General features: G+C 69.4%; 26 protein-coding genes and 1 other RNA gene. 8 read left to right on the top strand and 19 right to left on the bottom strand.

The window, feature by feature from the left end; all coding sequences use genetic code 11:
- Positions 1 to 59: 59 nt before the first annotated feature.
- From OHA17_RS24585 to OHA17_RS24570, 4 genes are all read right to left on the bottom strand, one after another.
- The gene (locus OHA17_RS24585) at positions 60 to 416 is read right to left on the bottom strand and encodes a hypothetical protein (protein ID WP_398872347.1); all 357 of its coding nucleotides are present in this window, start codon (positions 414 to 416) and stop codon (positions 60 to 62) included.
- Between the two features lie 402 nt (positions 417 to 818).
- Positions 819 to 1,109 (bottom strand): hypothetical protein, encoded by a 291-nt coding sequence (locus OHA17_RS24580; protein WP_406508392.1) that lies wholly within the window; start codon positions 1,107 to 1,109, stop codon positions 819 to 821.
- A 390-nt stretch (positions 1,110 to 1,499) separates the two neighbouring features.
- Positions 1,500 to 1,847, bottom strand: a complete 348-nt coding sequence (locus OHA17_RS24575) for a hypothetical protein (RefSeq protein WP_406508391.1) — start codon at positions 1,845 to 1,847, stop codon at positions 1,500 to 1,502.
- 271 nt (positions 1,848 to 2,118) lie between these two features.
- Positions 2,119 to 2,361: a hypothetical protein gene (locus OHA17_RS24570; protein WP_053727210.1), complete on the bottom strand. Its 243-nt coding sequence runs from the start codon at positions 2,359 to 2,361 to the stop codon at positions 2,119 to 2,121.
- A 346-nt stretch (positions 2,362 to 2,707) separates the two neighbouring features.
- Here OHA17_RS24570 and OHA17_RS24565 point away from each other — a divergent pair, with 346 nt between their 5' ends.
- Positions 2,708 to 4,132: a condensation domain-containing protein gene (locus OHA17_RS24565; RefSeq protein WP_406508390.1), complete on the top strand. Its 1,425-nt coding sequence runs from the start codon at positions 2,708 to 2,710 to the stop codon at positions 4,130 to 4,132.
- A 201-nt stretch (positions 4,133 to 4,333) separates the two neighbouring features.
- Here OHA17_RS24565 and OHA17_RS24560 read toward each other — a convergent pair whose 3' ends face one another.
- From OHA17_RS24560 to OHA17_RS24550, 3 genes are all read right to left on the bottom strand, one after another.
- Positions 4,334 to 4,627, bottom strand: coding sequence for a hypothetical protein (locus OHA17_RS24560; RefSeq protein ID WP_398872355.1), 294 nt, complete (start codon positions 4,625 to 4,627; stop codon positions 4,334 to 4,336).
- 721 nt (positions 4,628 to 5,348) lie between these two features.
- Positions 5,349 to 5,630: a hypothetical protein gene (locus tag OHA17_RS24555; RefSeq protein WP_053727213.1), complete on the bottom strand. Its 282-nt coding sequence runs from the start codon at positions 5,628 to 5,630 to the stop codon at positions 5,349 to 5,351.
- Between the two features lie 291 nt (positions 5,631 to 5,921).
- A complete protein-coding gene (locus OHA17_RS24550; RefSeq protein ID WP_398872357.1) occupies positions 5,922 to 6,395 on the bottom strand; it encodes a hypothetical protein in 474 nt (157 codons plus the stop codon).
- Positions 6,396 to 6,932: 537 nt separating this feature from the next.
- Here OHA17_RS24550 and OHA17_RS24545 point away from each other — a divergent pair.
- The 4 genes from OHA17_RS24545 (at position 6,933) to OHA17_RS24530 (ending at position 9,616) form a co-directional block, all read left to right on the top strand.
- The gene (locus tag OHA17_RS24545) at positions 6,933 to 7,673 is read left to right on the top strand and encodes a hypothetical protein (RefSeq protein WP_398872359.1); all 741 of its coding nucleotides are present in this window, start codon (positions 6,933 to 6,935) and stop codon (positions 7,671 to 7,673) included.
- A gap of 73 nt (positions 7,674 to 7,746) precedes the next feature.
- A complete protein-coding gene (locus tag OHA17_RS24540; RefSeq protein ID WP_189966143.1) occupies positions 7,747 to 8,028 on the top strand; it encodes a hypothetical protein in 282 nt (93 codons plus the stop codon).
- Between the two features lie 660 nt (positions 8,029 to 8,688).
- Positions 8,689 to 8,883 carry a hypothetical protein gene (locus OHA17_RS24535; protein WP_406508389.1) on the top strand — a complete coding sequence of 65 codons (195 nt, stop codon included), beginning with the start codon at positions 8,689 to 8,691 and terminating at the stop codon, positions 8,881 to 8,883.
- Positions 8,884 to 8,932: 49 nt separating this feature from the next.
- Positions 8,933 to 9,616, top strand: coding sequence for a DUF2637 domain-containing protein (locus OHA17_RS24530; RefSeq protein ID WP_406508388.1), 684 nt, complete (start codon positions 8,933 to 8,935; stop codon positions 9,614 to 9,616).
- Between the two features lie 42 nt (positions 9,617 to 9,658).
- On the opposite strand, the gene OHA17_RS24525 is transcribed toward OHA17_RS24530, so the two are convergent.
- The 6 genes from OHA17_RS24525 to OHA17_RS24500 form a co-directional block, all read right to left on the bottom strand.
- A complete protein-coding gene (locus tag OHA17_RS24525; RefSeq protein ID WP_398872361.1) occupies positions 9,659 to 10,822 on the bottom strand; it encodes a uroporphyrinogen-III synthase in 1,164 nt (387 codons plus the stop codon).
- 103 nt (positions 10,823 to 10,925) lie between these two features.
- A complete protein-coding gene (locus tag OHA17_RS24520) occupies positions 10,926 to 12,263 on the bottom strand; it encodes a nitrate/nitrite transporter (RefSeq protein WP_406510801.1) in 1,338 nt (445 codons plus the stop codon).
- A gap of 143 nt (positions 12,264 to 12,406) precedes the next feature.
- Positions 12,407 to 13,564 (bottom strand): acyltransferase, encoded by a 1,158-nt coding sequence (locus OHA17_RS24515; protein ID WP_406508387.1) that lies wholly within the window; start codon positions 13,562 to 13,564, stop codon positions 12,407 to 12,409.
- A complete protein-coding gene (locus OHA17_RS24510) occupies positions 13,561 to 15,666 on the bottom strand; it encodes a bifunctional polysaccharide deacetylase/glycosyltransferase family 2 protein (RefSeq protein WP_406510800.1) in 2,106 nt (701 codons plus the stop codon). The genes OHA17_RS24515 and OHA17_RS24510 overlap by 4 nt, the downstream gene beginning before the upstream one ends.
- Before the next feature lie 275 nt (positions 15,667 to 15,941).
- On the bottom strand, positions 15,942 to 16,730 hold the full coding sequence (locus OHA17_RS24505; RefSeq protein ID WP_406508386.1) for a hypothetical protein: 789 nt from the start codon (positions 16,728 to 16,730) through the stop codon (positions 15,942 to 15,944).
- Between the two features lie 155 nt (positions 16,731 to 16,885).
- The gene (locus OHA17_RS24500; RefSeq protein ID WP_406508385.1) at positions 16,886 to 17,896 is read right to left on the bottom strand and encodes a LysR family transcriptional regulator; all 1,011 of its coding nucleotides are present in this window, start codon (positions 17,894 to 17,896) and stop codon (positions 16,886 to 16,888) included.
- A gap of 103 nt (positions 17,897 to 17,999) precedes the next feature.
- On the opposite strand from OHA17_RS24500, the gene OHA17_RS24495 reads away from it, so the two are divergent.
- Positions 18,000 to 19,226, top strand: coding sequence for an MFS transporter (locus OHA17_RS24495; RefSeq protein WP_406508384.1), 1,227 nt, complete (start codon positions 18,000 to 18,002; stop codon positions 19,224 to 19,226).
- Between the two features lie 54 nt (positions 19,227 to 19,280).
- Complete coding sequence (locus tag OHA17_RS24490; protein WP_406508383.1) at positions 19,281 to 19,700, top strand: hypothetical protein; 420 nt, start codon at positions 19,281 to 19,283, stop codon at positions 19,698 to 19,700.
- A gap of 63 nt (positions 19,701 to 19,763) precedes the next feature.
- On the opposite strand, the gene ssrA is transcribed toward OHA17_RS24490, so the two are convergent.
- From ssrA to ftsE, 5 genes are all read right to left on the bottom strand, one after another.
- Positions 19,764 to 20,133: a transfer-messenger RNA gene (gene ssrA, locus OHA17_RS24485) on the bottom strand.
- Between the two features lie 131 nt (positions 20,134 to 20,264).
- The gene (gene smpB, locus OHA17_RS24480; protein WP_053727225.1) at positions 20,265 to 20,777 is read right to left on the bottom strand and encodes an SsrA-binding protein SmpB; all 513 of its coding nucleotides are present in this window, start codon (positions 20,775 to 20,777) and stop codon (positions 20,265 to 20,267) included.
- Positions 20,778 to 20,811: 34 nt separating this feature from the next.
- On the bottom strand, positions 20,812 to 22,008 hold the full coding sequence (locus OHA17_RS24475; protein ID WP_406508382.1) for a S41 family peptidase: 1,197 nt from the start codon (positions 22,006 to 22,008) through the stop codon (positions 20,812 to 20,814).
- Positions 22,009 to 22,101: 93 nt separating this feature from the next.
- Entirely contained in the window at positions 22,102 to 23,019 is a 918-nt protein-coding gene (gene ftsX / locus OHA17_RS24470; protein WP_053727227.1) for a permease-like cell division protein FtsX, read from the bottom strand.
- 46 nt (positions 23,020 to 23,065) lie between these two features.
- A complete protein-coding gene (gene ftsE, locus OHA17_RS24465; protein WP_053727228.1) occupies positions 23,066 to 23,755 on the bottom strand; it encodes a cell division ATP-binding protein FtsE in 690 nt (229 codons plus the stop codon).
- Between the two features lie 264 nt (positions 23,756 to 24,019).
- On the opposite strand from ftsE, the gene OHA17_RS24460 reads away from it, so the two are divergent.
- A complete protein-coding gene (locus OHA17_RS24460) occupies positions 24,020 to 24,211 on the top strand; it encodes a hypothetical protein (protein ID WP_053727229.1) in 192 nt (63 codons plus the stop codon).
- 74 nt (positions 24,212 to 24,285) lie between these two features.
- Here OHA17_RS24460 and OHA17_RS24455 read toward each other — a convergent pair whose 3' ends face one another.
- Complete coding sequence (locus OHA17_RS24455) at positions 24,286 to 25,269, bottom strand: hypothetical protein (RefSeq protein WP_406508381.1); 984 nt, start codon at positions 25,267 to 25,269, stop codon at positions 24,286 to 24,288.
- Positions 25,270 to 25,576: the final 307 nt, after the last annotated feature.

Genomic DNA, 25,576 nt, shown 5'->3' with positions numbered 1-25,576 from the left:
GAGCCGACGCCCGCGTCCGCTCCCCCCACAGCGGAGCCGCTCCCTGCGCCGATCGCGCCTCAGAACTCGAAGTGCGGCACCTTGACGCCCTTGGGCAGCTTCACGCTGTTGGAGCAGTCCGCGGTCGGCCCGACCTGCATGGTCGCCTGGTTCACCTTGGCGTCTCCGGGCATCACCACGTTCGGCCGGTCGGTCGTCGAGCATTCCTGCGTCTGCTTGATGGTGTAGCTGCCGTTCTTCTTGTCGATGTGAACGGTCTCGGTCTTGTGGATGCAGGTGGTCTCACCCGCGGGGGAGGTCTTGCACTCGCCCTTGGGCTTGGGCTGCTCGGCGTGCGCCTGCGTGGCGCCGACGCAGATCACGGCGAGACTTCCGATGAGCCCCGAGACGGTTGCGATCTTCTGCCGACTGAACATGTGCTGCGTTCCTTTGCAATCGAGGCCCGGGCGCCTACGCCAGTGATTCGGCGTGCACCCGAGCCTTGGAGGAAATCGAAATACGGGGACCCGTCGCCCGACGCGGCTTCAACCGCGTCCGGCGACGGCAGCGGTACAGCCCGGGCGCGCACCCTGGTGGGTTTGTTGCGCGTCCGGGCTGCCCGTGCCATTGAGGGTGTTTTCCGGCGCACCGTCGAGCAGCCCGAGCCGGTCCAGGAGATGGACATTCAGATCGTGCGACTCGCATTGCGATGTTCTGCCGGATATCGATACGCCTTGTGGGGCTCAGTGCGGCGCGGGTTGAGGAATTTCCCGACCCGCGACCGCTGCGGCTACGACCGCAGCTCCCCGAAACGTGCGCACCGAGCTCGGGGAATTTCTTTACTGGCCTTCGCCGTCGTGGTCGCCGTGGTCGCCGTGGTCCCCATCGTGGTCCGGGCCGTGGTCCTGGCCGTAGCTGACACCGGCACCGTTCTCCGGGGCGAACACCGGCCCGCTGCCCCGGCCGTGCTCCGGGCCGCCGTCCCAGCCACCGTTGTTGGCCACGGCGTTGGCCTGCGAGGAAGCCACCGCGGTGACCCCGCCGTCGTGGGCGAAGCTGACGCCGGCGCCGAGGATGGACAGCCCCGCAACCGCTGCGGCTACGGCCGCAGCCCGCTGAAACTTGCGCATAATTCGACTCTTCCTTATCTAGGTGTGAAGCCCTGACCGGACTACTTAATGTGAGCATATACAGACGGAGTGTAGTCATTTGGGATCTTTGGTACTTTCTGTGCGCCGTGTCGGCCATGGCGAGGCGCCCTTCGTCCGCCGCGGACAAGGGAATTGAGGGAGCCGGGTCGTACTCACCCCTCTCCGGTGAAACGACATTTCCCCGGGGGTGAGTCACGGGCGGCGGGGGACGGTCACTCGTTTGCCCGCAGGCCCGGAAACTTTTGCCCGCAGGCCCGGAAACTTTTGCCCGCAGGCCCGGAAAACGGCGGATGGCCGGACCCGGTCGCCCGGTCCGGCCATCCGCCGTCGAAAAGGTGAGGCAGGCGTCGGAAGATTCCGACCTCGCGCTCAGCTCAGCAGGCCAAGGGGGTTGACGCCCGGCTCCTCGCCCCTTTCGGGCCCCGGGTTGGTGGGGGAACAGGTCACCTCGGGACCGATCTTCATGTTCCCGCGGTTCAACAGGCCCACCACGGGCAGCGACAGGGGCTCGGTCGGCACACAGCCCTGCGCCTGGCGGAGGATGTACCCCTCGCCCTCGGGCGCGGTGCCGACGATCCGCTGGACGCAGGTGGTGCTTTCCTGGGTGTGGGTACAGACCGGCGCTGCCGCGGTGTGCGCCTGGGCGGCGCCGGCACACGTCACGACGAGGCCGCCGAGAAGCCCCGAGACGGCCGCGATCTTCTTCGCACTGAACATGTGGATGCGTTTCCTTTTGTGAGGGGCGCCAGGGCGCCGCGAACCGACCGCGCCGGGCCCTGGGCAGGCCGGAGAGCCGGGCTCCAGCGTCCGACCCATGTCCGGGACGTTCGGGTCCGTTTCGCTTACGAAGTGAAGGGCTTGCCTATCGCAGGCACCGTTACTGCAGTCAGCCGCCTCGCGCTCCGGGCGGCCGCACATGAACGGGCCCCCTCGGGGATGACCCCGAAGGGGCCCGCGGAAAGCGTCGGGCTCGCTTACGCCGCCGACCTCACTTGGTGAATGCTTGGTTGAACTGGCCGCAGGTGGTGCCCAAGGTGTCGGAGAGACCGAGCACGCTGAGCGGGGTATTGGCCTCGGCCCCCGCCTGCGGGCTGCACTCCTGGTAGGGGCGGTAGTGGTCGTTCTGGTGCACGCCTTCATGGGCGGAGGCGGTACCGGCGCCGGCGCCGACTGCGGCCAGACCGCCAGCCGCCGCCACTGCTGCGATCATGGCCTGCTGAAACTTACGCATGGAACCTCGGTCCTCCATTGCCTGTACATCGAGGTTGATTGCCCACCGTTACCGGTTGAACACAAACAGTAACGATGCATCTCCCCAGAGGGTGCGCCCTCTCTCCGACAATGACTCTCCGTGGACTCGAACAAGACCGCGTCCTCAGGCTCGACCCGCTGGTGGACCGAGACGTGCCGCTTGACGCCCGCCGAATGCCCGGTGGACCGATTGGCTCACATCCGCCGATCACTCAATCCACTCAAAAGTGGTAACACATCATGTTCCGGGTGCCTCCGTTCGCGCTCGCGGCTTTCCCTTGAACGGGTCCGCCCGATCCGGGCTCCAACTGCGAACGGAGACGCCCGTGCGAATCACCGACATCCAGCGTTGCGAGGTCCGGCCCGGACGGCTCGTCGAGTGGGCGCTCAGTCCGGCGACGGTAGCGGCGGCGGCGGACCTTCCGGAGGACCCCCGACCGCCCGCGTATCTCCAGGAGTCGCACATCAGGACCGCCCAATCGGTGCACGAGGACGGCCTGTTCGTGCCGACCTGGATCGGTACGGCATTCGACATCCCGGGCACGGTCGACCTCGACGCGCTGCAGGACGCGCTGCGCAGCTGGACGCTCCGGCACGAGACGCTGCGCAGCGGCTTCCGCTGGGACGGCGACGAGATGCGCCGGTTCACGCTCGACACCGAGGCCGTGTCGCTCCAGCGCGAGGACATCGGCGACTTCCCCGACGCGGGGCAACTCGTCGAGCAGCTGCAGAATCGCTTCGACACCGTGGCGAACGCGCTGCGCTGGCCCAACTTCCTCTATGCGGCCGTCATCAGGGACGACAGCACCAGCGTGTACATCGCCTTCGACCACAGCAACGTCGACTCCTACTCCATCCAGCGCATCCCCGCCGAGGTCCACGAGCTCTACGCCGCGGCCGTCGAGGGCCGCCCCGTGGAGGAGCCGACGGTCGGCAGTTACGTCGACTTCTGCGAGATCGAGCGGGCGGACGCGGACCGGATCGACGGCGGCCACGAGATCGTCGGCCGCTGGCGGGAGTTCATCAAGCGGTGCAACGGGAAGCTACCCAACTTCCCCGTCCCGCTCGGCCTGGAACCCGGCGGCCCCCTGCCCACGCAGAAGCTCATGCGCGAGATGCTCGTCGACGCGGAGTCCGCCGCCGCGTTCGAGTCGTACTGTCGGCCCTTCGGCGGCAGCCTCGTCGGCATGCTGGCCGCAACCAGCCTCATCGTCAACGAGATCGGCGGACAGCCCGTCTACCGCGCCGTGGTCCCGTTCCACACCCGAGTGAAGTCCAAGTGGTCCAACTCCGTTGGCTGGTACGTCGGCGGTGCGCCCATCGAGGTCCCCATCGACCGGGCGCCCGACTTCCTCAGCGCCCTGAAGGTCGTACGCGCCGAGCTGCAGGCCAACAGGTCGCTGGCGCGCATGCCGCTGGCCCGGGTGCTGCGCCTGCTCGGCTCGGACTTCCGCCCGACCTCGCCCGACCTGTATTCGATCGTCTCGTTCGTCGACGCACGAGGCATCGCGGGCGCGGAGCGCTGGGACGAGCTGGCGGCCTACGGGCTGGTGCGGGTGTCCTACGGCGACCAGGTGTGCATCTGGCTGAACCGGCTCCACGAGGGCCTGTGGTTCACCTGCCGCTACCCCGACACCGACGTCGCGTACAAGAACATGCGGCTGTACACCGAGCGGTTGGGGAACGTCATCCTCGAAGTGGCCCGCGAGCAACGCGCCCGCGAACTCGCACCGCACGACCTCGCAGGGTGATCGCTCCGCGGCACCCCAACGCGTCGGCCACCGCCGGCCCGAGCAGCCCGTCCCGACTCGCCCCCGACCACACGTCGGGGGCTTCGAGCTGCAACACCACTGGTGCGCGGGCGACTTGATCAAGAAGGCGGCGGACGGCTCACGGCACAAACGCCTCGGCGCCCCGGCCTGTTGCCGGGGCGCCGAGGAAGGGTGTGACTTCTACTTGCTGAACGCGCTGTTGCTGCAGCCCATGCTGGAGCCCATGGAGGTCTGCTGCGAGCCCGCGTTGCCCTCGCCGTTCAGGAGGTTGCCGCCCAGGCCGTTGAGGATGCCGACCTGGCCGAGGATGTCGACGTTGCTGTCATGCGACGTGCAGGTGCTGCTCTGCTTGATGTCGAAGAAATCGCCGCCCCGGCCGCCCTTGCCCCCGTCGGCGTGGGCAGCGCCGGCGGTGAGGAGCCCGATGCTGCCGAGGGCAGCGACCAGGACGGCGGCCTTGCGAAGCTTGTGCATGTCATCTCCGATGGAGTGAAGTGGACGCGATCTGTGACAGATCGACTTCGTGTAGTTACAGAGGTAATACGACGTATCCCCAAAGCACCCGGCGGCGCGCCGAATTCATGAAATCCCTCACCACGTTGGTCGATTGCGGGATATAACCCGCCCCGTGCGCGCCGAGGTTGAACCTGGTCGAGCTCCGCCCTCACGGATCCAACTCCGGTACCCAGAAGGGCAGTTGACGGACGGTGAATCAACGGACGCCGAACCGGTCGTATATTCCGATGAACTCCCAGGTTCTGCGCCGCAGTTGCGCACTCGAATCGTCCCGGACGAGAACAGAGCCGTCGCGGACGAGAAGAGAGAAGAGATGGGAACGACGGGAGCGACGGGAGCGACGGCCGGAACCGTCAACAGCGGGAGCCGGGCGCGGTGACCTTGCCGTTGCCGCGCCGAGGGCCGCCGCGGCGCCCCCACTCGCATCCCCTCCCTCGGGCCCCCACCGCCGCGTCGTCACGCTCAGGGGCCGCCACGCGGGCGCCCGGCGCGCACGACCGCCCGTTGCCCACCAGCGCTTTGCGCGCGCCCTGATCGGCGAATCCGCACGTCGGCGGGCCCAGCTCCCGCACCCCTGCCGGATGGCCGCTCCGGCGCAAAAAAGGTCCCGGCACCGAGCCTTGGACTCGGTGCCGGGACCTGTTCCCGCTTTCGGCCGACTATGTGACCGGACACGTGCTTAGAAGGCGCTGTTGTTGCAGCCCATGCTCGAACCGATGTGGGTGTTCTGGGCACCCGGGTTGCCCTCGCCGTTGAGCGCGTTGCCCAGCAGGCCGTTGAGCAGGCCGACCTGGCCGAGGACGTCGAGGTTCAGGTCGTGCGACTTGCAGTTGCTGCTCTGGCCGATCTTGAACTGGTCGCCGCCCTTGCCGCCGTCGTGCGCCTGGGCCGTGCCAGCGGCCAGCATTCCGAGGCTGCCGAGAGCAGCGACCAGAACGGCGGCCTTGCGAAGCTTGTTCATGTCATCTCCGTTGGAGTGAAGTGGATACGATCCGTGGCAGATCGATTCCTTACGGTCACGGAAATTAATACGAAATACCCCTGAACCGCCCGATGACGCGCCGGGTGCAGCGATGTTGTTCTGGAAGCACCCTGAAGTCGTAATGCCAACCGGCGGGCCTTCGGCGTCATCCACCACCCATACCTGCGGTCGCACTGCGGTGACCGGCCAGGTCGAAGAGTTCACGAGCCGCGGCTGCGCTTTTGATGGCTCTCGGTTTAAGAGCCATCAAACGGCCTGGCGGCTAAAGCCCTAATGCTCCGCGTGGGCGAGGGCGTTCGCCTGGTTGTTGGCCTGGGTGCAGCTGACGCCGTGGGTCTCGGCGCCGGCGAGTACGGCGATGGGGAGATTCGCGTTGAGCAGGTTCTGCGGGCTGCACTCCTGGGACGGGCGGAAGAGGTTGTTCTGGTCCACCGAGCCGCCCGGCGCCGGGGCCGTCTGCGGGGAGATCTGAGGGGAGATCAGCGGGTTCAGCTGCGGGTTGACCTGCGGGCTGACCTCAGAGGGCTGCGGCAGGGACATTCCCTGCGGCTGGGTGGGCGTGCTGTAACTGCGCGCGACGGCCTGCGAGGACGAGGAGGCGTGGGCGGTGTCCGGCTGCCCGATCGGGGGCGGAGCAGCACCGTTGTACGCAACGGGAGCGACGGCGGAGCTGGAGCCGACGCCGATGGCGGACAGCCCGCCGGCTGCTGCGAAGACGAGCGCGACCTGTTGAAACTTGCGCATGGAACCCTCGGCCCTTCGTTGACCTGTGCGTGGAACGTATGGGAATGCGGATGAGCCAGTGCAGCCGTGCCGTTTCCGCTGTCCTGTGCGGCTGCGAGTGGGCCATCGTCCTGGCCCTGTGCGGAACGAGATGAGTACGGCTCCCGTCACGGGATCCGGGACGTGGTCACCCATTTGCCGAAGGGTGCGAATCATCATCTGAATCGTCAACGCAGGAGTGTCCGGCTCGCACTTGTTCGTGACAGGAGCGGCACGTCCTCACTCGTCCGTGGTGCGGCGGGTGATGGCAAATGGGTGACGGAATTTTGGATCCCGTGACCGGGCCGGAGGAAACGTCGTTGCCAGCAGGGAGAAGGCGGCGACCGCGAATCCGGAGAGAGGGCCAACGGGATCCGCCGTCGACTCCGGCGTGAAGTCCACAAGGCAGCCCCCATTTCCCCCGCTTGGGCGCAGTGTGAATATCAGACTGAGCGCACGCAAGACTGCACTGAATGCAACGGATTTCCCCTGTACAGGTATTGAAGGGCCGAGGGTTCCATGCGAAAGCTTCACAAGGCCGCGCTCGTAGTAGCAGCGGCCGGCGGTCTGTCCGCCGTCGGCGTCGGCGTCAGCCATGCCGACTCACCCGGGTACGGGTACGGAGGTCCCGGTCCGGCGCCTGGTCCCCAGTACTCGGCACCCGACTACGCACCCCCGCAGTACGGGCCGCCGCCGCAGTACGCGCCCGCCCCGCAGTACCCGCAGTACGGGCCGCCCCCGCAGTACGCGCCGCCGCCGCAGTACGGGCCCCCGCAGTACGGGCCCCCGCCGCAGTACGCACCCCCGCAGTACGCGCCGCCGCCCCAGTACGCACCCCCGCAGTACCAGCCGCCCCGGGCGCAGGCCACGTCGGTGTCCAGCGCGTCGAGCACGACGCAGTCCTCCAACCAGCAGCCGTACGCCCAGCCGCTGATGGCTCCCCCGGCGGCGCCGCCGCAGGCGGCCGCCTACGCCCAGTCGACGGGTGTCGCACAGGCCGGGCCGCAGCCGCAGATCATGCCGCAGGCGGCACCGCAGGTCACTCCGCAGGTCGCCCCCCAGGTCGCCATGCCCCAGGTCTTCAACCCGGAGCCCGCGCCTCGTGTCGCCCCGCAGGTGAACCCGCAGGTGAACCCCACGGTGAACCCGCTCATCAACCCGCTGATCGCGCCGGCCAGCGCCCCGCAGGTACCCGGGCTCGGCCTCGGCCAGCTCGCGGCGCCGCCCGTGGGTCAGCTGGGTCTGCCCCGACTCGGCTGATCGCCTCTCCGCGAATCTCCACCGCTCAACTCCATCTGTCGCACACCACATCAGCTCGATCAACGGAGAAGAAATGCGCAAGATCCAGAAGGTCGCCCTCGTCGGCGTCGCCGTCCTCGGCGGCATCGGCGCCTTCGGCGGCGGCACCGCCTTCGCGCACGGCGAGGAGGGCGCGCACGACACCGACATCATGCAGAACTCCGAGTGCCGCTCGCACGACATGAACATCGATGTCCTCGGCAGCGTCGGCGCCCTCAACGCCCTGCTGGGCAACGGGCTCAACGGCGAAGGCGCCCCGGGCGCGCAGCCCGCCCACCTCGGCTCGGACATGGGCTGCAACAGCAAGGTCGGCTGACAAGGCGCACCGCACGCCTTCCGCCAAGGCCCTGCCCTCGTCCTGTTCTTCGCGGTTACGCACGAGGGCCACTGGCCTCCGGGCCCGGGGTGGTGTCACCGGGCCCGGAGGCGCAGGGGGAGATGGCTCCAGCCGCATCGTCGGCCGTCGAACCCGGCGCCGCAGGCACAGCCCGGGGCCGGGCGCAGCCGGTTGGCCGCCCGCCCATCCCTCGGGCCGAGCCGCCGCGTACCGAGTACGACGCCGGTTCAGAATGCGCCCCCGTCGCCACCAGCTCCGGCGTTCCTTCCGCGCGGCGCCGCCGACCCGCGTTCGACGCGCGAACCCGGCGGACCGGCCAGGGTGCTTGAAGGGCACGGGGTCCCGGGACGACGAACGTCCCGGGACCCCTTGTGCACTTCCCTCGACCGCCCGGCTCAACGACCGGACACAGTCCCCGTCACCGTGCTCGTCCCGCCCAACGAGCCGAAACGATACGTCAGTTGAAGCGCCGGGCCGGCTCGATGGATCTTGGCTGAAAACCCCCTCGGGCAAAACCCTGTAATTCGTCTCGGAATTTCATCGACCAGGGACTGTAATCCGATATACAGGAGGGTTTCAGCGGCCCACATTCCCCCGAATGTACGACGCCTCGCGCCGCGTGATGCTCGTTAGGCGATCGTGACTTTGAAGGAAAAGAACGCAGAAAAGGCTCGTCCGCTCCTCTCGCACCAGGAAGACTCCGGGGAGCTGGGAGGCCTCATGCACTGCTCGGACCTGCTTGAGGAGTTCCTCGCGACCATCGGCCGGATGGAGAGTGAATACATGCAGGCCGCGACGGCGGGATGGTCGGCCCAGGGCTCGCACTCCGGCTGAGACAACCCCCACCCGCGCACGGAGAAGCAAGTGATCGAAAGGATTCGGAATGAGAGCCGATTATGATGCGGTAGACCAATATCCTGATTACACCCAGCCGATCGACGTGCAGCACATGTGGCGCACGCCCGATCCGGAGACCCCGTCGGAAGTCTGGGATCCGGACGAGGAACTGGCCCGGATCCTGCAGCCGACACACAGCGTGGATCCGGCGCCTCCCCCTTTGGACGGCGACAGGCACTCGCACCGCCAGGTCAGCCGGCGGCGGCCTCGGTCAGGATTTCACGTCCTCGCCGGAAAACGGAGGATCATCGCCGTCTCGATCCTGATCACAATAATCACCATCTGCGCGGTGACGATACTGACCTGGTCCATCTCTTATTCGTACAATCAGCTGCGCATCATCGCGCTGCTCGGGGCGTCGCCTCAGTTGGCGCGCTGGTGGCCGCTGACGGTGTACGGGCCGTGGCTGTTGGCAGGTCTGTCCATCCTGCGGGCATCCGTTCAGCACCGGACCGCCCGGCGGTCCTGGGCGGTGATGCTGATCTCTTCCGGCACTGCGGTGGCCATGTGTATCGGCCAGGCGCCGCATTCCCTTTTCGCGATGGTAGTCGTCGGAATTCCGCCGATCACCGCCCTGGTCTGTTTCCGTGAACTCGTCGGCCAGTTCTCGCCCCGGCCCGGCCCCCGGCACGCCTTCGACATGGTGAACGGGCTCAAGAAGAGGCCGTAGAGGCGGACCCGTCCTACGAGGACGCCACTCGGCCGGGCCCGCTCAGCCCTCCGCGTACTTCGCGTCCGCCGCCGGGTCGAGCGCGAGCCGGTAGCCGCGCTTCACCACTGTCTGGATGACCCGGGGGGCGCCAAGTGCCGTGCGCAGGCGGGCCATCGCGGTTTCCACGGCGTGTTCGTCCGTGCCCGAGCCGGGCAGTGCGCGAAGGAGTTCGGCGCGGGCCACCACCCAGCCGGGGCGGCGGGCCAGGGCGCGCAGCAGGGCCATGCCGGCCGGGGGTACGGGTTTCAGCTCGCCGTCCACCAGAACCGCGTGGCCGCGGATCTCGACGCGGCGGCCGGCCAGGGGCAACACCCTTGCGCGGGCCGGGAGTTCGGTGCACAGGAGCTGGACGAGAGGGCCCAGCCGGAAGCGCTCGGGGGCCAGCGTGGTCACACCGCGGGCCTGGAGCGGCAGCGCGGTGACCGGGCCGACACAGACTGGCAGGACGTCGTCGTGCAGGGCGAGCAGCAGCTCGGCGAGCATGCCTCGCTCCTCTGCCCGGCTCAGGAGCGAGGCCGCGGCCGGGGCGCTGGTGAAGGTGAGCGCGTCCAGGCCATGCGAGACGGTGGCGTCCAGGAGCCGGTCGAGCGGCGCCGGGTCCTGCGGCGGCAGCCAGCGGTAGACCGGCACCCCGACGACCTCGGCGCCGGCCGCACGCAGCGCCTCCACGAAGCCCGGCAGGGGCTCGCCGTGCAGCTGGATCGCGATGCGCCGGCCCGCGACGCCCTCGGCGAGCAGCCGGTCGAGGACCTCGGCCATCGACTCGGACGAGGGCGACCACTGTTCGGTGAGCCCGGCGGCCCGGACCGCGCCCTTGACCTTGGGCCCGCGGGCGAGGAGTTCGACGCCCTTGAGGGTCTTCAGGAGCGCGTCCCCCATCCCCCAGCCGTCGGCGGCCTCGACCCAGCCGCGGAAACCGATGGCCGTGGTCGCCACCACCGTGTCGGGCACCTTGGCGATCAACTCCTGGGTGGCGGCGAGGAGTTCACTGTCGTCGGCGAGCGGCACGATCCGCAGCGCGGGCGCGTGCAGCACGGCGGCCCCGCGGCGGGTGAGCAGCGCCGCAAGCTCGTCGGCCCGGCGGGCGGCGGTGACGCCGACGGTAAATCCACCGAGGGGCCCGCCCGGACCGTGCGGTGCGGCCACTTCTGCTTCTGCGGACATGACTCTCCAGGTGGTGCGGGGGCGTCCGAGCCTGCCAACGGGGCGTGACGCCCGGGGTTCACCGTGGTTTCCCGGGTGTTACGTCACCCCCCACCGACAAGGATCACACCTCGGCGTAGGCGGGCGCGGGCGCGGCGGCGTGGAGTGTCCGGGCAGGTCGGCGTACGTATACCGCCCAGGTCACCGTGAAGCACGCCGCGTAGCAGGCCAGGAAGGCGGCGAAGGCGGCGGTGCCGGTGCCCACGGTCTGGAAGGACTGCCGGAAGGCGAGGTTGATGGCGAGCCCGCCGAGTGCGCCGATGGCCCCGACGAACCCCATGGCCGCCCCCGAGAGCCGCCGCCCGTAGGCCGCCGCGTCCTCGCCGGACAGCCCGCGGGCGAGCGCCTTGGCCTGGAAGATGCCGGGGATCATCTTGTACGTGGAGCCGTTGCCGAGCCCGCTGAGTACGAACAGGGCGATGAACCCGGTGAGGAAGACGGGCAGCGACTTCTGGACGGAGGCGTACAGGACGACGCCGGTCGCGGCGGCCATCGCGGCGAAGTTCCACAGGGTGATGCGGGCGCCGCCGTACAGGTCGGCGAGACGGCCGCCGACCGGCCGGATCACGGAGCCGAGCAGCGGCCCGATGAAGGTGAGCGAGGCGGCCTGCAGCGGGGTCCGGCCGAACTGGGTCTGGAGTACGAGGCCGAAGGCGAAGCTGTAGCCGATGAAGGAGCCGAACGTGCCGACGTACAGGAACGCCATGATCCAGGTGTGCGCGTCCCGCAGCGCCTCTTTGGCGGCGCCCGTGTCGTTGCGTACCGGCGCCAGGTTGTCCATGCCCAGCGCCGCGCAGAGCCCGGCGATGACGATCAGCGGGATGTAGACGGCGAGCACGATGCGCGGGTGGGTGGCCCCGGCGGTCGCGATGACGAGCAGCCCGACGAGCTGCACCACCGGTACGCCGATGTTGCCGCCGCCCGCGTTGAGTCCGAGCGCCCAGCCCTTCTTGCGGAGCGGGAAGAAGGCGTTGATGTTGGTCATCGAGGAGGCGAAGTTGCCCCCGCCGACCCCGGCGAGTGCCGCGACCAGGAGGAACGTGGTGTACGAGGTGCCGGGCTCCATGGCGAGCCAGGCGGCGCCGGCCGGGAGCAGGAGCAGCAGGCAGCTGATGACGCTCCAGTTGCGGCCGCCGAAGCGGGCGACGGCGAAGGTGTAGGGGATCCGGACGAGGGCGCCGACGAGGGTCGCCACCGAGATCAGGAAGAACTTGCCCGCGGGGTCCACTCCGTAGCCGGGGCCCATGAAGAGCACCATCACCGACCACAGGCTCCAGACCGAGAACCCGATGTGTTCGCAGAACACGGACAGGAAGAGGTTGCGCCGGGCGACGCGCTCGCCGGTCTCCCGCCAGAAGGTGTCGTCCTCGGGGTCCCACCGCTCGATCCAACGGCCAGCCATCATGCCTCCACGGTCGGTTCGCTTCACGTGACAGCGACCGTAGGGAGGGAGGGTTTCGGCCGCGTGCCGCCGGGTGACCGGGGTGCAACCTTGTCTTCACGGGGTCCGGGCGGCGGCGGTGAGACGGCCGCCGCCCGGGTCCGTCAGGCGGGCCAGAGCCGGGGCCGGCGCTTGGCGGCGACGTCCTCGACCCAGCCGAAGCACAGCACGCACAGGCCGATGAGGACCCAGGTCACGGCGAGTACCGGCCACGAGCTGTTGAGGAACTTGCCCGCGCCGGCGAGTGCGTCGATGCTCCACAGGTCGTCCCAGACGGTGGCTGCGACCAGGATGCACAGGTTGTGCCACAGGTAGACCGTCACGGCCCGCGAGTTGAGCAGGGTGATCAGGCGGTCCCAGCGGCGCAGCGGGGCCGGCCACTGCTCCCACGAGGGGCTGATGTGCAGCAGCAGGAGCACCGCGCCGAGCGACCACAGGGTCTGCGCGAGCGGGATCGAGTCGAGCTCGGTGTCGCCGGTGATCGAGAACCCGCCGCGCACCGCCCACCAGTAGCCGAGGGCCATCACGATGGGGGCGAGCGAGGGGATCAGGAAGTTCGGCAACTTCCGCGTGACGCCCGCCTGGTGGGCCATGCCGAGGATCCAGCAGGCGCCGAAGGTGGCGAAGTCGGTGAGCGCGGAGTCGATGCGCTCGGGCAGGCCCAGGTCCACGAAGTCCACGAGCGCGGCGATCGCGACCGGGGCGAGGATCGTCAGCCACGGCAGGCGCCGCAGCAACGTCCGGAACAGCGGCGAGAGCAGCACGAACCACAGGTAGGCGCGCAGGTACCAGAGCGGTTCGGCCAGGTTGGCGCCCCAGTTGTCACCCAGTACGTGATGAATGCCGGGCAGCCCGGCCCCGTACGGCGGGTCGCTCAGCGGGACCACCCAGAACAGCAGGTGCCCCCACCACCAGGCGGGGTGCCCGTCGGAGTCGGGGCCCCAGCCCTGGGCGAGCATGCCGGTGATGCCGACCGCGCCGAGCAGCCACATCGGCGGCAGCAGCCGGCGCAGGCGGCCCCGTACGACCTGGACGGCGGGCCGCTTCAGGGAGCGGGCCATCAGGTTTCCGGCGAGCGCGAACATCACGCCCATGGAGGGGAAGGCGAGCGGCAGCCAGGCCCAGCCCATCAGGTGGTAGAGCACCACCCGGAACAGGGCGAGGGCGCGCAGGAAATCGAAGTACCGGTCGCGCGCGGGCGCCCGGGGCGCCGGGGCGGCGGGGGTGGCCGCCGCTCCCGGAACTTCCACGTACGAGGTCATCCCGCCGCCGCCTTCCGTGCGGCCGGGTTGCCCGGCGCCTCGACCACGCCGGTGCGGCGCAGCTTCTGCCAGCGAAGGCGGCCGCCGGTCACCGCGGTGATCCAGGACTGGAGCAGCACGACGTACATCAACTGCCGGTACAGGACCTGCTGGAGGGGCAGCGAGAGCAGATGCGTGAGCTTCTCCTTGTCGAGCCGGAAGGCGTAGGCCGCGCACACCGCCTGGATCATGAGCACGACGAGCCAGGCCACGATGGTCTGCTCGGTCTTGCCGAAGACGATTCCGTACAGGAGGAAGATGTCGATCAGCGGGGCGAGCAGCGGGGCCACCACCATGAACGCGGCGACGAGCGGCAGGCCGAAGCGGCCGAAGCGGCCGGATGCGCCGCGGTCCTTGATGGCGCCGCGGTGCTTCCAGATCGCCTGCATGGTGCCGTACGACCAGCGGTAGCGCTGCGACCAGAGCTGCTGGACGGATTCGGGGGCCTCGGTCCAGGCGCGGGCGTTCTCGCTGTAGACCACGCGCCAGCCGTCGCGGTGGATGGCCATGGTGATGTCGGTGTCCTCGGCGAGGGTGTCCTCGCTCATGCCGCCGACCCGCTCCAGGGCCTGGCGGCGGAAGGCGCCGACCGCGCCGGGGATGGTGGGCATGATGCCCATCAGGTCGTACATCCGGCGGTCGAGGTTGAAGCCCATCACGTACTCGATGTGCTGCCAGGCGCCGATGAGCGAGTCGCGGTTGCCGACCTTGGCGTTGCCCGCGACGGCGCCGACGCGCAGGTTACCGAAGGGCTGCACCAGTTCGCGGACGGTGGACGGCTCGAAGACGGTGTCGCCGTCCATCATCACGACGAGCTCGTAACGGGCGTGCGCGATCCCGTTGTTGAGGGCGGCGGGCTTGCCGGCGTTCTCCTGGCGCACCACGCGTACGTTGGGATAGCCGAGCGCCTCGACGATGTCGGCGGTCCCGTCGCTCGAACCGTCGTCGATGACGATCACTTCGATCGGATGATCGCTCGCCATGAGCGAACGAACAGTGTTGGCGATGCATTCGCGTTCGTTGTACGCGGGCACCAGGACCGAGACCGGTTCGGTGACCGGCGGGCCCCATTGGAAGTCCTTCTTGCGCACCTTGCGGGCGTGCACGAAGGACAGCACCAGCATCAGCCCGAAGCGGGCGAAGACCAGCACGCCGACGACCGCGAGGCCGGCGACCAGGAAGTCGGTGGTGTGCTCGGCGACCTGGACGGCGCCCACGAAGGCCTCGCCCTTCCACAGGTCCATGCCCTTGACCGGGGTCAGCGCGCTGGGCGCGCCGAGCGCGGTGGTGAGGTTGACGAAGGTGTAGCCCGACTCCTGCATGTCCGGCAGGAACTTGTCGAGCGCGGCCACGGTCTGCGAGCGGTCGCCGCCGAAGTCGTGCATCAGGACGATGGCGCCCTTGTCGTCCTCCGGGGTGGCGTTGTGGATGATCTTCTTGACGCCGGGGCGCTGCCAGTCCTCACTGTCGGTGGAGTCGAGCGCCACGACGTAGCCCTTGCTGCCGACGTACTGGACGACCGGCCAGGTGTCGTTGTCCATGGCGTCGGCGAACGAGGAGTACGGCGGCCGGAACAGCGAGCTGTGCACGCCCGCGGCGCCCGCGAGCGCGAGCTGGTTCTCGGAGAGCTCGCGGTCGATGCGCGACTTCGACTGGTAGGACAGGTCGGGGTGGTTGAAGGTGTGCAGGCCCACCTCGTGGCCCTCGGCCACCATGCGCTTGATGAGGTCCGGGTAGCGCGAGGCGTTGGTTCCGGTCACGAAGAAGACGGCGTGCGCGTGGTACTTCTTCAGCTCGTCCAGGACCTTCGGCGTCCAGGTGGGGTCCGGGCCGTCGTCGAAGGTGATGACGATCTTGTGGTCCGGTATCTGCAGGCTGACCGGCTTGGCGGCGTTGCGCGCGTCGATGACCGGCCCGCCGTCGATGATCTTCTCGGGCACCTTGTCGGTGGGTGCGGGGTCGCGTACGCGGTGGTCCGCCTGGATCTCGCTGTGCACATAGCCGCGCAGCATCAGCATCGCGACGAGCGCGACGAGCAGCAGCAGCGGCAGCAGATAGCGCATGGGCAGCCGCTTGCGTCGCGCTGGCCGCGGCTTGGCCTTGGTGGTTCTCATGGCAGGTGTCGTTACGCCTTCGGGCCGGTACGCCGTGGTGGCCGTACGGGGTTGGTGCCAAGCGCTCCGCGGGATGTGGAGCGCGTCGAGTGCGGGCCGGTGGGCTGAGAGCCTGTGTCTAAATCCCGCGCGGGCCCGGGCGGGGTTTAGACACAGGCTCTGACTTCACCAAGACCGCTCAGGGCGCCGTCCGGACCACTGCGGGCGGGCCGGGACGGCGGTGCTCAGGCGCCGGTCTTGCCGGCGGAGGGGGAGGCTGCCCGCGTGACCGGCTTGTGCGAGGTGCCGGGACGCGGGGAGACCTTGGAGTTCACCGGGCTGTGCCCCGTGACGGGGGTGGCGCTGTGCGAGGACTTGGAGGACTTCGGCGAGGGCGCCTTGGAGGCGCTGTGCACGGGGACCACGGCCTTCTTCGAGGGCGACGCCTTCGGCTGCGGGGCCGCCGAGGCGGTCGCCTTGGGCGGCGCCGTCACGGCGTCGGCCTTGTCGGGCAGGTTGAGACCGGGGGCGCGGGCGCTGCCGCCGAGCAGCGAGCCGACGAGCGCCACGGCGAAGCCGGTGGCGGCGAGCCCGAAGAGCCAGCCGAGCCAGCGCAGCTTCTTGCCGCGCTTCCCGCTGACGTCGACGAACACGGCCTGCTCGGCCGAGGCCGCCCGCAGCGGCTTGAAGATCGGGATCTTCTGGGTCATGGACCGCGAAACGGGCGCGGGCTCGGGATGGAGCTCGGGATGGAGCTCGGAATCGGGGTTGGCCAACTGCTGTGTGGGCGCGGTCGCGTGCGGCTCGGGCCTGGCCACCCGCGGATCGGGCTTGACCAGCCGCGGATCGGTCCTGACCGCCTTCGGTTCAGGCTTGGTCAACCGCGGATCGGGCTTGGTCAGCCGCCGCGTGGGCGTGGTCAACTCCTCGGCGAACACGCCGAGTTGCATCGTCTGGTCGCGTGGCGGCTGGTCACCCACCGGGTGGCCTGGGCGGGGCTGTCCGCCCGGCCCGTTGGATATCCGACTGTCCATGTTCGTACGCACTCCCTGAAATGTGTTTCGCGGGTTGCGCGCACGACTCCCGGGCGCCACCATCCGGAACGGGGAAATCCCACCCGTTCCGAGCGCCCCCACTATCCCGCCGCACCCGGGCGATGAATGTAGCGCACGTGGCTGTGGACATGTGTTCACGTATCGCGCGATGTTCGCCTTCGGCGGGCCACATGCGGGGCATCAGCCGCCATCAGGGACATGTCGGGCTCCGGCAGCCAGCTTTCGGCGGGCTTTTCCAGCCAGCCGTGCGCCGCTGAGGCTTCGTTGGCGACCCGCCGCAGGACGTCCACGCCAGGATGCGAGAGCCCCTTGCGCCACACCAACGACACCGGAGCCAGCGGTACGGGTCCGGTCAGCGGGCGCACGACCATGCCGGGCACGTCCATGAACTCGGTGCTGGCCAGGACCGACCAGCCCTGCTTGCGCACCACCCGGACGAACTCCTCCTCCCCCGCGATCTCCGGGAACGGCGCCGCCATCTCGATGCCGCGCCCGGCGAAGAGCCGTTCGGCGAGGTCGGTCCACTCGGCGGTGGCCGGATTTCCGGCCGCCGCGTACAGCGTCTCCCCGGCCAGCGCGTCCAACGGCACCTCGGCGAGCCCCGCGAGCCGGTGCTCCCGGTCGAGCAGCACCGCCATCCGCTCGTAGCGCACCGGCTGGTGGCCGAGCCCCGCGAGCACCGCCGGGTCGAGCCCGGCCACCCGGCCGAAGGACACGTCGAGCCGCCCGGCCAGGATCTCGGCGGCCGCGCCGGTGAGCCCGCTGATGAACCGGGCCACGAACTCGACGCCAGGCGCCTGTTCGCGGGCCTCGGCGAGCACCCGCGCCCCGGTGCCGACGGGCGCCGAAACGTCCACGAGCAGCGGCCGCGCGGACCCTGCGCCGGCCCACGCGGCACGCAGCTCGTCGTGGGCGGCGAGCACCTTGCGGGCGTACGGCAGCAGCCGCGCCCCGTCCGCCGTGAGCGCGACGGCCCGGGTGGTCCGCACGAAGAGTTCGGCGCCCAACTCCCGCTCCAGGCGCCGGACATCGCGGCTCAGCGCCTGCTGGGCGACGAACAGCCGGGCGGCGGCGCGGGTGAAGTGCAGTTCGTCGGCGACGGCGGCGAACGAGCGAAGGAGCCGCGGGTCCAGGTCGTGGGGCACGAGGGGGAAGTCAACAACATCAGGGGCGTTGACAACAAGGGTGCGTGAATGGTCCCTGATCAGGTGTTGGACCCCATCACCAGGGCGTCGCGAGGATCGGGGCATGCCGCAAACGACCCCGCTCGCCCGCCGCCCGAACCCCTACATACGCCTCTTCCGCACCCCCGGCGCCCGCGCCTTCACGCTCGGCAACCTCGTCGCCCGGCTCCCCATGGGCATGTTCAGCGTCAGCGCCGTGATCATGATCGCGGGCGCGCGCGGCTCGTACGCCCTCGCAGGCGCCGTCACCGCCACCGGCCTCGCCGCGACCGCGCTCGTCGCCCCGTGGACGGCCCGGCTCGTCGACCGGCACGGCCAGGCCCGAATTGCCGTACCCGCAACGGCAGTTGCTGTCCTCGGCTCACTGGCCCTGCTCCTGTGCGTGCACTTCGGCGCCCCGGACTGGACCCTGTTCGCCGCGTACGCCGCGACCGCCACCACCCCCAACACCGGCGGCATGTCCCGCGCCCGCTGGGCCCACCTGCACCGCGATGATCCGGCTGCCCTACACACGGCCAACTCCTTCGAGCAGGCCGCCGACGAGCTCTGCTTCATGCTCGGCCCGGTCGCCGCGGCCTTCCTCTGCTCGGCCCTGTTCCCCGAGGCCGGCACGCTGGTCGGCACGGTCCTGCTGATGACGGGCATGCTGCTCTTCACCGCCCAGCGCACGACCGAGCCGCCCGCCGCACCCCGTACGCCGGCCGCCAAGTCCCCTTTGAGAGCAAGGGGGTTCGCCCCGCTCCTCGCGGTCTTCCTCGCCACCGGCGTGGTGTTCGGCTCCCTGGAGGTCGTCACCATCGCGTACGCCGACGGGCTGGGCCACCCCTCAGCGGCAGGCGGGGTGCTCGCGCTCCAGGCGGCCGGATCGTGCGTCGCCGGACTCCTGTACGGGACAGCGCGCCCGGCCCGGGGCACGTCCCGGCGGCTCGTCGGCTGCGTCGGGGCCATGACCGTACTGATGTGCCTGCCGCTGCTCGCGGCTCGGAGCGGCGGCTCGCTCGCGGTGCTCGCGGCGGCCCTGTTGTGCGCGGGCGCCGCCACCGCGCCCACCATGGTCACCGGCATGACGCTGGTCCAGCGCCGCACCCCCGAGGGCCAGTTGAACGAGGGCATGACCCTCGCCGTCACCGCGATCCTCGGCGGCATCGCAGTGGGCTCGGCCACCGGCGGCCAGGCCATCGAGCAAGCGGGCGCGGACATGGGCTACTTGGTCCCGGTCTGCGCGGCGGCCGTCGCCCTGGTGGTGAGCGTGGCCGGATCCGGACGGTACGCTGCACCGCCCCGCCGGTAAGCGGGACGTCCCCCTCCGCTTGAGCATGACCACGTATCAGGAAGGCCCATCCCCATGGCCATGAAGAAGTCGACCATCCAGCAGCAGGTCGCCGAGGCGATCGCGCAGGCCAACCCGCAGGATCGCCCGATCGTCATGATCCAGGCGGTGGCGGGCCCCAGCGTCTGGCTGATGAGCATGCTCGGCCTCATAGGCCAGTGCTTCCTGACGTACTACTTCATCACCGTGACCCAGCAGGCCGTGCTCCTGCACCGGGCCAGCCGCTGGAACAACCGGCCGCAGGAAATCGTCACGGCGATCCCGCCGGCCGAGGCGATGCGGATGATCAGCGACGTACGGCGGAACACCCTGTGGAGCTCGTTCCGCTGCCAGCTGCCGGGACAGCCGAAGCCGACCCGCATGAACGTGCACCGCCTGTGGCGCAACGAGATGGACCAGCTCCTCGGCATGCTGACCGGCGAGCCGGTCGCCTGACCCGGCCCCGGACACGACAAAGGCCCCGCTGTCGAAACAGCGGGGCCTTCGCCTACATGGGAATTGTGGAGATGGCGGGAATCGAACCCGCGTCCAACGGTGCAAAAACAGGGCTTCTCCGTGTGCAGTTCGCTGCGATTTTCTCGGCCCCGGCAATCACGCGAACAAGTCGCCGACGGGCCCAGCCACTGTTTGATTTCCTTCTAAACCCCGTGACCGGGTCTAGAAGTTTAGTTCCCTAGCTGATGCCAGGATCCGGGTCGGGAACAGCCCCGGGCTGACACTTCGCAAGTCGCTACTTAGGCAGCGAGGGCGAAGGAATCGCGCTTGGTGTTGGCGATTATTGTTTGCGACATATGGTTTACGAGATCATTGCCGCTTCCTCGACACGCTTCCCCTGCTTCGACATCCGCTGTCGAAACCGATCATCCCCATGTGGTGTTTTCAAAAGGCGCCCCTGCGGTGAGGGACTGATGCCATCGTACGTGACCAACGGCCGAGGGTGCCAGCCTATTCCGCGCGGGCCCCGGCACGGGTCCGGCGCAGGCTCGACCCGGCGCGGGTCTAGCGCAGGCTCGCCCGCTCCTTGCGCTTGACCGCCGAGATGGCTCGGTCCGTCTCGCGCCGGTCCTGCTTCTCGCGCAGCGTCTGCCGCTTGTCGTACTCCTTCTTGCCCTTGGCCAGCGCGATCTCGATCTTGGCCCGGCCGTCCTTGAAGTACAGGGCGAGGGGCACGATCGTGTGGCCCGACTCCCCCGACTTCGACTCCAGCTTGTCGATCTCGACCCGGTGCAGGAGCAGCTTCCGCTTGCGCCGCGCGCTGTGGTTGGTCCAGGTGCCCTGCGCGTACTCCGGCACGTGCACGTTGTGCAGCCAGGCCTCGCCGCCGTCGATCTGGACGAACCCGTCGACCAGCGAGGCGCGGCCCTGGCGCAGCGACTTCACCTCGGTGCCGGTGAGCACGAGACCGCACTCGTAGGTGTCGATGATGAGGTAGTCGTGCCGTGCCTTCTTGTTCTGCGCGACCAGCTTGCGCTTGCTGTCCTTCTCTTTGTCCTTGCCCGTGTTCTTAGCCATAGTGCAGCCATTTTCGCACCCTGGCGCAAGAGGTTTAAGACGTGCCGCCCAGACCGCTCAGGACGGTCTTCGCGTGTTCGAGGGGGCGGTCGGTGACCGGAAGGTCGGGGGTGATGCCCTTGCCGTCGAGGCCGTGGCCCGAGGGGGTGCGGTAGTGGCCGACGGTCAGCTCGGCGACCGAGCCGCCCGCGAGGCCGGTGGGCATCTGGACCGACCCCTTGCCGAAGGTGCGCGAGCCGACGGTGACCGCGCGGCCGCGGTCCTGGAGCGCGCCGGTGAGGAGTTCGGCCGCGCTCATGGTGCCGCCGTCGATCAGCACGACCAGGGGTCTCGCGCCGTCCCCGTCGCCGGCCGCGTACAGGGCCTGCTGCTTGCCGTGCACGTCGTACGTGGCGACCAGGCCGCCGTCGAGGAAGGCGGAGGCGGCGGTGACGGCCTCGCCGACCAGGCCGCCGCTGTTGCCCCGCAGGTCGAGCAGGATCCCGGCGTCCTTGGGTGCCTGGCGCACCGCGGCGCCCACCCGCTCGCCCGACCCCTTGGTGAAGGCTGTCACCTTGATCATGACGACCTTGGCGGAGAGCTTTTCGACGGCCACGTCCTGGGTGTCGAGGACCGCCCGGTCCAGCGTCTGCCGCCAGCTGCGCGAGCCGCGCTGGAGGCCGACGACGACCTTGCTGCCCGCCGCGTCGCCGCGAAGCCGGGAGACGGCCTCGGTGACGGGCTGCCCGTCGGCGGACCAGTGGTCGATGCTGCGCAGGAAGTCGCCGGCTTGGACGCCGGCGCGGGCGGCGGGGCCGCCGGTCTGCACCCGGGTCACCTGGGTGCGGCCGTCGGCGGTGCGCGCGACCCAGAGGCCGACGCCGGTGTAGCGGCCGTCGAGGGCGTCCGTGTACTGCTCGTACTGGTCCTTGTCGTACACCGCTCCCCAGCGGTCCCCGCTGCGGCCCACGGCCTCCTCGGCGGCGCGGGTGGCGGACTTGCCGTCGGCCTGCGCCTCGGCGGCCGCCCGGGTCACGTCCTCGGCGGTGCGGTCGCCCCGGCGGGTGGTGTGTCCCGGGCGCGGGTCGAGGGCGGCCGCCGCGGTCCCGGCTGCTAATGCGGGTGGTCTCTGCTCGACGCGCGGCAGGCAGTTGGTGGCTGCCGCCGTCACCAGGACGCTCGCGAAGACCAACGCCAGAGCCGCCCCGCGGCGCACGCCGCGGGGCCTGGGACAGAGCTCCGGGCCCGACATGGCGCCGAGTCTAGGACAAACGTCGGGCGCCGTAGGGGCTGTTGCTCCTACGGCGCCCGGGGCGCATGTCACACGCGGGGTTCGGACACGGGCTCAGACCTTGAGGTACTTGCGCAGCGCGAAGAAGGCCGCGAGCGCGGGCATCAGGACGCTCGCCGCGAGCACCAGCGGCAGCTTGGCCAACACCGCGTCCCAGCCGATGAAGTTGATGAGGTTCAGCTTATGCGCCAGGTCGAGCCCGTGGTCGATCATGAAGTAGCGGCCGACGACCAGGAAGCCCGCGGCGGCCACGCCGCCCATCAGCCCGGCGAAGGCGGCCTCCATGATGAACGGCGCCTGGATGTAGAAGCTGGAGGCGCCGACCAGGCGCATGATCCCCGTTTCGCGCCGCCTGCTGAAGGCCGAGACGCGCACGGTGTTGACGATCAGCATCAGCGCGACGATCAGCATCACGAACATGACCAGCATCGCCGCCACGTTCATGCCGTTGAGCAGCCCGAAGAGGTTCTCCAGGATGCCCTTCTGGTCCTGTACGGACTGGACGCCGTCGCGGCCGGCGAAGGCGGTGGCGACCACGGCGAACTTCTCCGGGTCCTTGAGCTTGACCCGGAACGACTCCTGCATCTGGTCCGGGGTGATGGAACCTGCCATCGGGGAGCTGCCGAACTGCTCCTTGTAGTGCTTGAACGCTTCGTCGGCCGACTCGTACGACACCGTCTGGACGACGTCCAGCTTCTTGAGGTCGGCCTCGATGTCCTTCTTCTGCTGGGCGGTCACCGCGCCCTTGGCGCACTTGGCGACGCTCTCGGCGTCGGCCTTGTTGCAGAGGAAGATGGAGACGTTGACCTTGTCGTACCAGTAGCCCTTCATGTTGTTGACCTGGTCCCGCATCAGCAGCGAACCGCCGAACAGGGCCAGCGAGAGGGCGACGGAGACGACGACGGCGATCGTCATGGTCAGGTTGCGGCGGAGACCGACCCCGATCTCCGAGAGAACGAACTGAGCGCGCATGGCGACGATTTCAGCCTTTCAGTGCTCGACGAGTGCTCTACGGCGCTCAGTGCTGGTAGCCGTAGACGCCGCGCGCCTGGTCTCGTACGAGACGGCCGGACTCCAGCTCGATGACGCGCTTGCGCATCTGGTCGACGATGTTCTGGTCGTGGGTCGCCATGATTACGGTGGTGCCGGTCCGGTTGATCCGGTCGAGCAGCTTCATGATGCCGACGGAGGTCTGCGGGTCGAGGTTGCCGGTCGGCTCGTCCGCGATGAGCAGCATGGGCCGGTTCACGAAGGCGCGGGCGATGGCCACGCGCTGCTGCTCACCGCCGGAGAGCTCACCGGGCCTGCGGTCCTCCTTGCCGCCGAGCCCGACGAGGTCGAGCACCTGCGGCACGGCCTTGCGGATCTCGCCGCGCGGCTTTCCGATGACCTCCTGGGCGAACGCGACGTTCTCCGCGACGGTCTTGTTGGGGAGCAGCCGGAAGTCCTGGAAGACGGTGCCCAGTTGGCGCCGCATGTGCGGCACCTTCCAGTTGGAGAGCCGGGCCAGATCCTTGCCGAGCACGTGCACCTGCCCGTGGCTGGCGCGCTCTTCGCGCAGGACGAGTCTCAGGAAGGTCGACTTCCCGGAACCGGAGGAGCCGACGAGGAAGACGAACTCCCCCTTCTCGATGTCGAGGGAGACTTCCCGCAGGGCTGGTCGGTTCTGCTTGGGATAGGTCTTGGAGACATTGTCGAATCGGATCACGGGTGCACCACGGTCGGCCGGGGGTATAGGTGTCCGTGACCTTACGCGAACGGAAGGAGCCCGCGCAGGCCGCGTCCGGGGATGCACCTTATGTCCCCTGGGTTACAGGGGCGGGACCGGGATGAATCAGGCGGGGCGCGCCGAAACGCGCGGGAGCTGGCACAGTGGTAGGGGGAACGGTTGCGTTTCCCTGAGCGTTGAGCGGAGAGATAGCGGTTTGACAGCTGTATGCGCCGGCTCCGCCGCGCGGGAGGAGGAGAGCGCATGACCTATGACCGATTGGTGTGCGCCAACTGCGCGGCGCCCGTGAGCGAGGGCCGCTGTCGCGTCTGCCGGGCGAACCGGGAGCGCCTGCAGCAGGAGAGCCAGTGGGGGGCCCTGAGCCCCGCGGCGCTGGTGACCCTGCTGATCGTCCTGATAGGGGCCTTTGCCCTGCTGGCCCACCAGACCGTCTGATCCGTCGGTCCGTACGCGAAGAGGGCCCCGGGTGCTTGATGGCACCCGGGGCCCTCTTGTGCGTCAGCTAGCGCTTACGCAACGTTACGGCCGCCCGCGAGGCGCGGCATGAAGCGGAAGCCGATGCCACCCGCGATCATGGTCGCGGCGCCGACCAGCAGGAAGGTGGTCCCGCCCGCACCGGTGGCGGCGAGCTCCTCCTTCTGCTTGCCCTGCTCGACCGGCTGCGACCCGACGGTGTCGGGGTTGGTGCCGGTGTTGCCGGTGGAGCCCGTGGTGCCGGTGGAACCGGTCGAGCCCGTGGAACCGGTGCTGCCCGTGGAGCCCGTCGAACCGGTGGAGCCGGTCGAACCGGTGCTGCCCGAGGTACCCGAGGTGGTGGAACCGGTGCTGCCCGTGGAACCGGTGCTGCCGGTCGAACCCGTCGAACCCGTCGAACCGGTGGAGCCCGTGCTGCCGGTGGAACCGGTCGAGCCCGTGGAACCGGTGCTGCCCGTGGAGCCCGTGGAGCCCGTGGAGCCCGTGGAGCCCGTCGAACCGGTGGAGCCGGTCGAACCGGTGCTGCCCGAGGTGCCGGAGGTGGTGGAACCGGTGGTGCCCGAAGTCGTCGACCCCGTGCTGCCCGACGTGGTGGAGCCCGTGGTGCCGGTGGTGCCCGAGGTCGTCGACCCCGTGGTGCCCGAGGTGCCGGAGGTCGTGGACCCCGTGGTGCCCTCGGAGGTGGTGGAACCGGTCGTACCCGAAGAGGTGGTCGAGCCGGTCGTGCCCTCGGAGGTGGTGGAACCGGTGGTGCCCTCGGAGGTGGTCGAGCCCGTGGTGCCCTCGGAGGTCGTGGAACCGGTCGAACCATCGGTGGTCGAACCGGTCGTCTGGCCGCCCGTGGTGTCGCACAGCGGCGTACCCGGGATGCAGGGCTCGTCGTAGGTGCTCTTGGCCTTGCCGTCGTTGGAGTCGAAGCCGACGGCCTGGGCCGCCCCCGCGGCGGTCAGGGACGCGCCGGCGGCAATCACCGCACCGGCTGCTATCCGCGCGACGCGGACCCGCGTGTTCTTGGTCATCTGCCTGCTACCCCCAGTAGCTGTCTCGTCGTGGAGCAGCGCCCGGGGCGGCAACGCCAGGGAGAGCGATTGGGCCCCTCCCCCGTCACACACGCCCCAGAAATACGCATGCCGCGCGTTAGCTTTGCCAGTTTTAAAGATGACGTCAAGGTCGTTGCGCACGCAATGCCCGAAATCGCCCTACTTGCCGGGCGTACGGGAATACGACTGTGACAGAAGGCCGGAACTGACGCCCTTCACAAGAGAGTTCGGATGTCGACAAAGCGCCGAGTCGCCCAATTCCCGCTTGCGCCAGCGAATTCAGCCC

Source organism: Streptomyces sp. NBC_00212, from assembly GCF_045206365.1.
Taxonomy (GTDB): domain Bacteria; phylum Actinomycetota; class Actinomycetes; order Streptomycetales; family Streptomycetaceae; genus Streptomyces.
Note: the sequence above shows the minus strand (reverse complement) of the source record. Positions and strands in the feature narration are given on the sequence as shown.

Coding starts and splice junctions, on each gene's coding strand:
- OHA17_RS24585 (WP_398872347.1), bottom strand. CDS start 416: ATGTTCAGTCGGCAGAAGATCGCAACCGTCTCGGGGCTCATCGGAAGT.
- OHA17_RS24580 (WP_406508392.1), bottom strand. CDS start 1,109: ATGCGCAAGTTTCAGCGGGCTGCGGCCGTAGCCGCAGCGGTTGCGGGG.
- OHA17_RS24575 (WP_406508391.1), bottom strand. CDS start 1,847: ATGTTCAGTGCGAAGAAGATCGCGGCCGTCTCGGGGCTTCTCGGCGGC.
- OHA17_RS24570 (WP_053727210.1), bottom strand. CDS start 2,361: ATGCGTAAGTTTCAGCAGGCCATGATCGCAGCAGTGGCGGCGGCTGGC.
- OHA17_RS24560 (WP_398872355.1), bottom strand. CDS start 4,627: ATGCACAAGCTTCGCAAGGCCGCCGTCCTGGTCGCTGCCCTCGGCAGC.
- OHA17_RS24555 (WP_053727213.1), bottom strand. CDS start 5,630: ATGAACAAGCTTCGCAAGGCCGCCGTTCTGGTCGCTGCTCTCGGCAGC.
- OHA17_RS24550 (WP_398872357.1), bottom strand. CDS start 6,395: ATGCGCAAGTTTCAACAGGTCGCGCTCGTCTTCGCAGCAGCCGGCGGG.
- OHA17_RS24545 (WP_398872359.1), top strand. CDS start 6,933: ATGCGAAAGCTTCACAAGGCCGCGCTCGTAGTAGCAGCGGCCGGCGGT.
- OHA17_RS24540 (WP_189966143.1), top strand. CDS start 7,747: ATGCGCAAGATCCAGAAGGTCGCCCTCGTCGGCGTCGCCGTCCTCGGC.
- OHA17_RS24530 (WP_406508388.1), top strand. CDS start 8,933: ATGAGAGCCGATTATGATGCGGTAGACCAATATCCTGATTACACCCAG.
- OHA17_RS24525 (WP_398872361.1), bottom strand. CDS start 10,822: ATGTCCGCAGAAGCAGAAGTGGCCGCACCGCACGGTCCGGGCGGGCCC.
- OHA17_RS24520 (WP_406510801.1), bottom strand. CDS start 12,263: ATGGCTGGCCGTTGGATCGAGCGGTGGGACCCCGAGGACGACACCTTC.
- OHA17_RS24515 (WP_406508387.1), bottom strand. CDS start 13,564: ATGACCTCGTACGTGGAAGTTCCGGGAGCGGCGGCCACCCCCGCCGCC.
- OHA17_RS24510 (WP_406510800.1), bottom strand. CDS start 15,666: ATGCGCTATCTGCTGCCGCTGCTGCTGCTCGTCGCGCTCGTCGCGATG.
- OHA17_RS24505 (WP_406508386.1), bottom strand. CDS start 16,730: ATGGACAGTCGGATATCCAACGGGCCGGGCGGACAGCCCCGCCCAGGC.
- OHA17_RS24495 (WP_406508384.1), top strand. CDS start 18,000: ATGCCGCAAACGACCCCGCTCGCCCGCCGCCCGAACCCCTACATACGC.
- OHA17_RS24490 (WP_406508383.1), top strand. CDS start 19,281: ATGGCCATGAAGAAGTCGACCATCCAGCAGCAGGTCGCCGAGGCGATC.
- smpB (WP_053727225.1), bottom strand. CDS start 20,777: ATGGCTAAGAACACGGGCAAGGACAAAGAGAAGGACAGCAAGCGCAAG.
- OHA17_RS24475 (WP_406508382.1), bottom strand. CDS start 22,008: ATGTCGGGCCCGGAGCTCTGTCCCAGGCCCCGCGGCGTGCGCCGCGGG.
- ftsX (WP_053727227.1), bottom strand. CDS start 23,019: ATGCGCGCTCAGTTCGTTCTCTCGGAGATCGGGGTCGGTCTCCGCCGC.
- OHA17_RS24460 (WP_053727229.1), top strand. CDS start 24,020: ATGACCTATGACCGATTGGTGTGCGCCAACTGCGCGGCGCCCGTGAGC.
- OHA17_RS24455 (WP_406508381.1), bottom strand. CDS start 25,269: ATGACCAAGAACACGCGGGTCCGCGTCGCGCGGATAGCAGCCGGTGCG.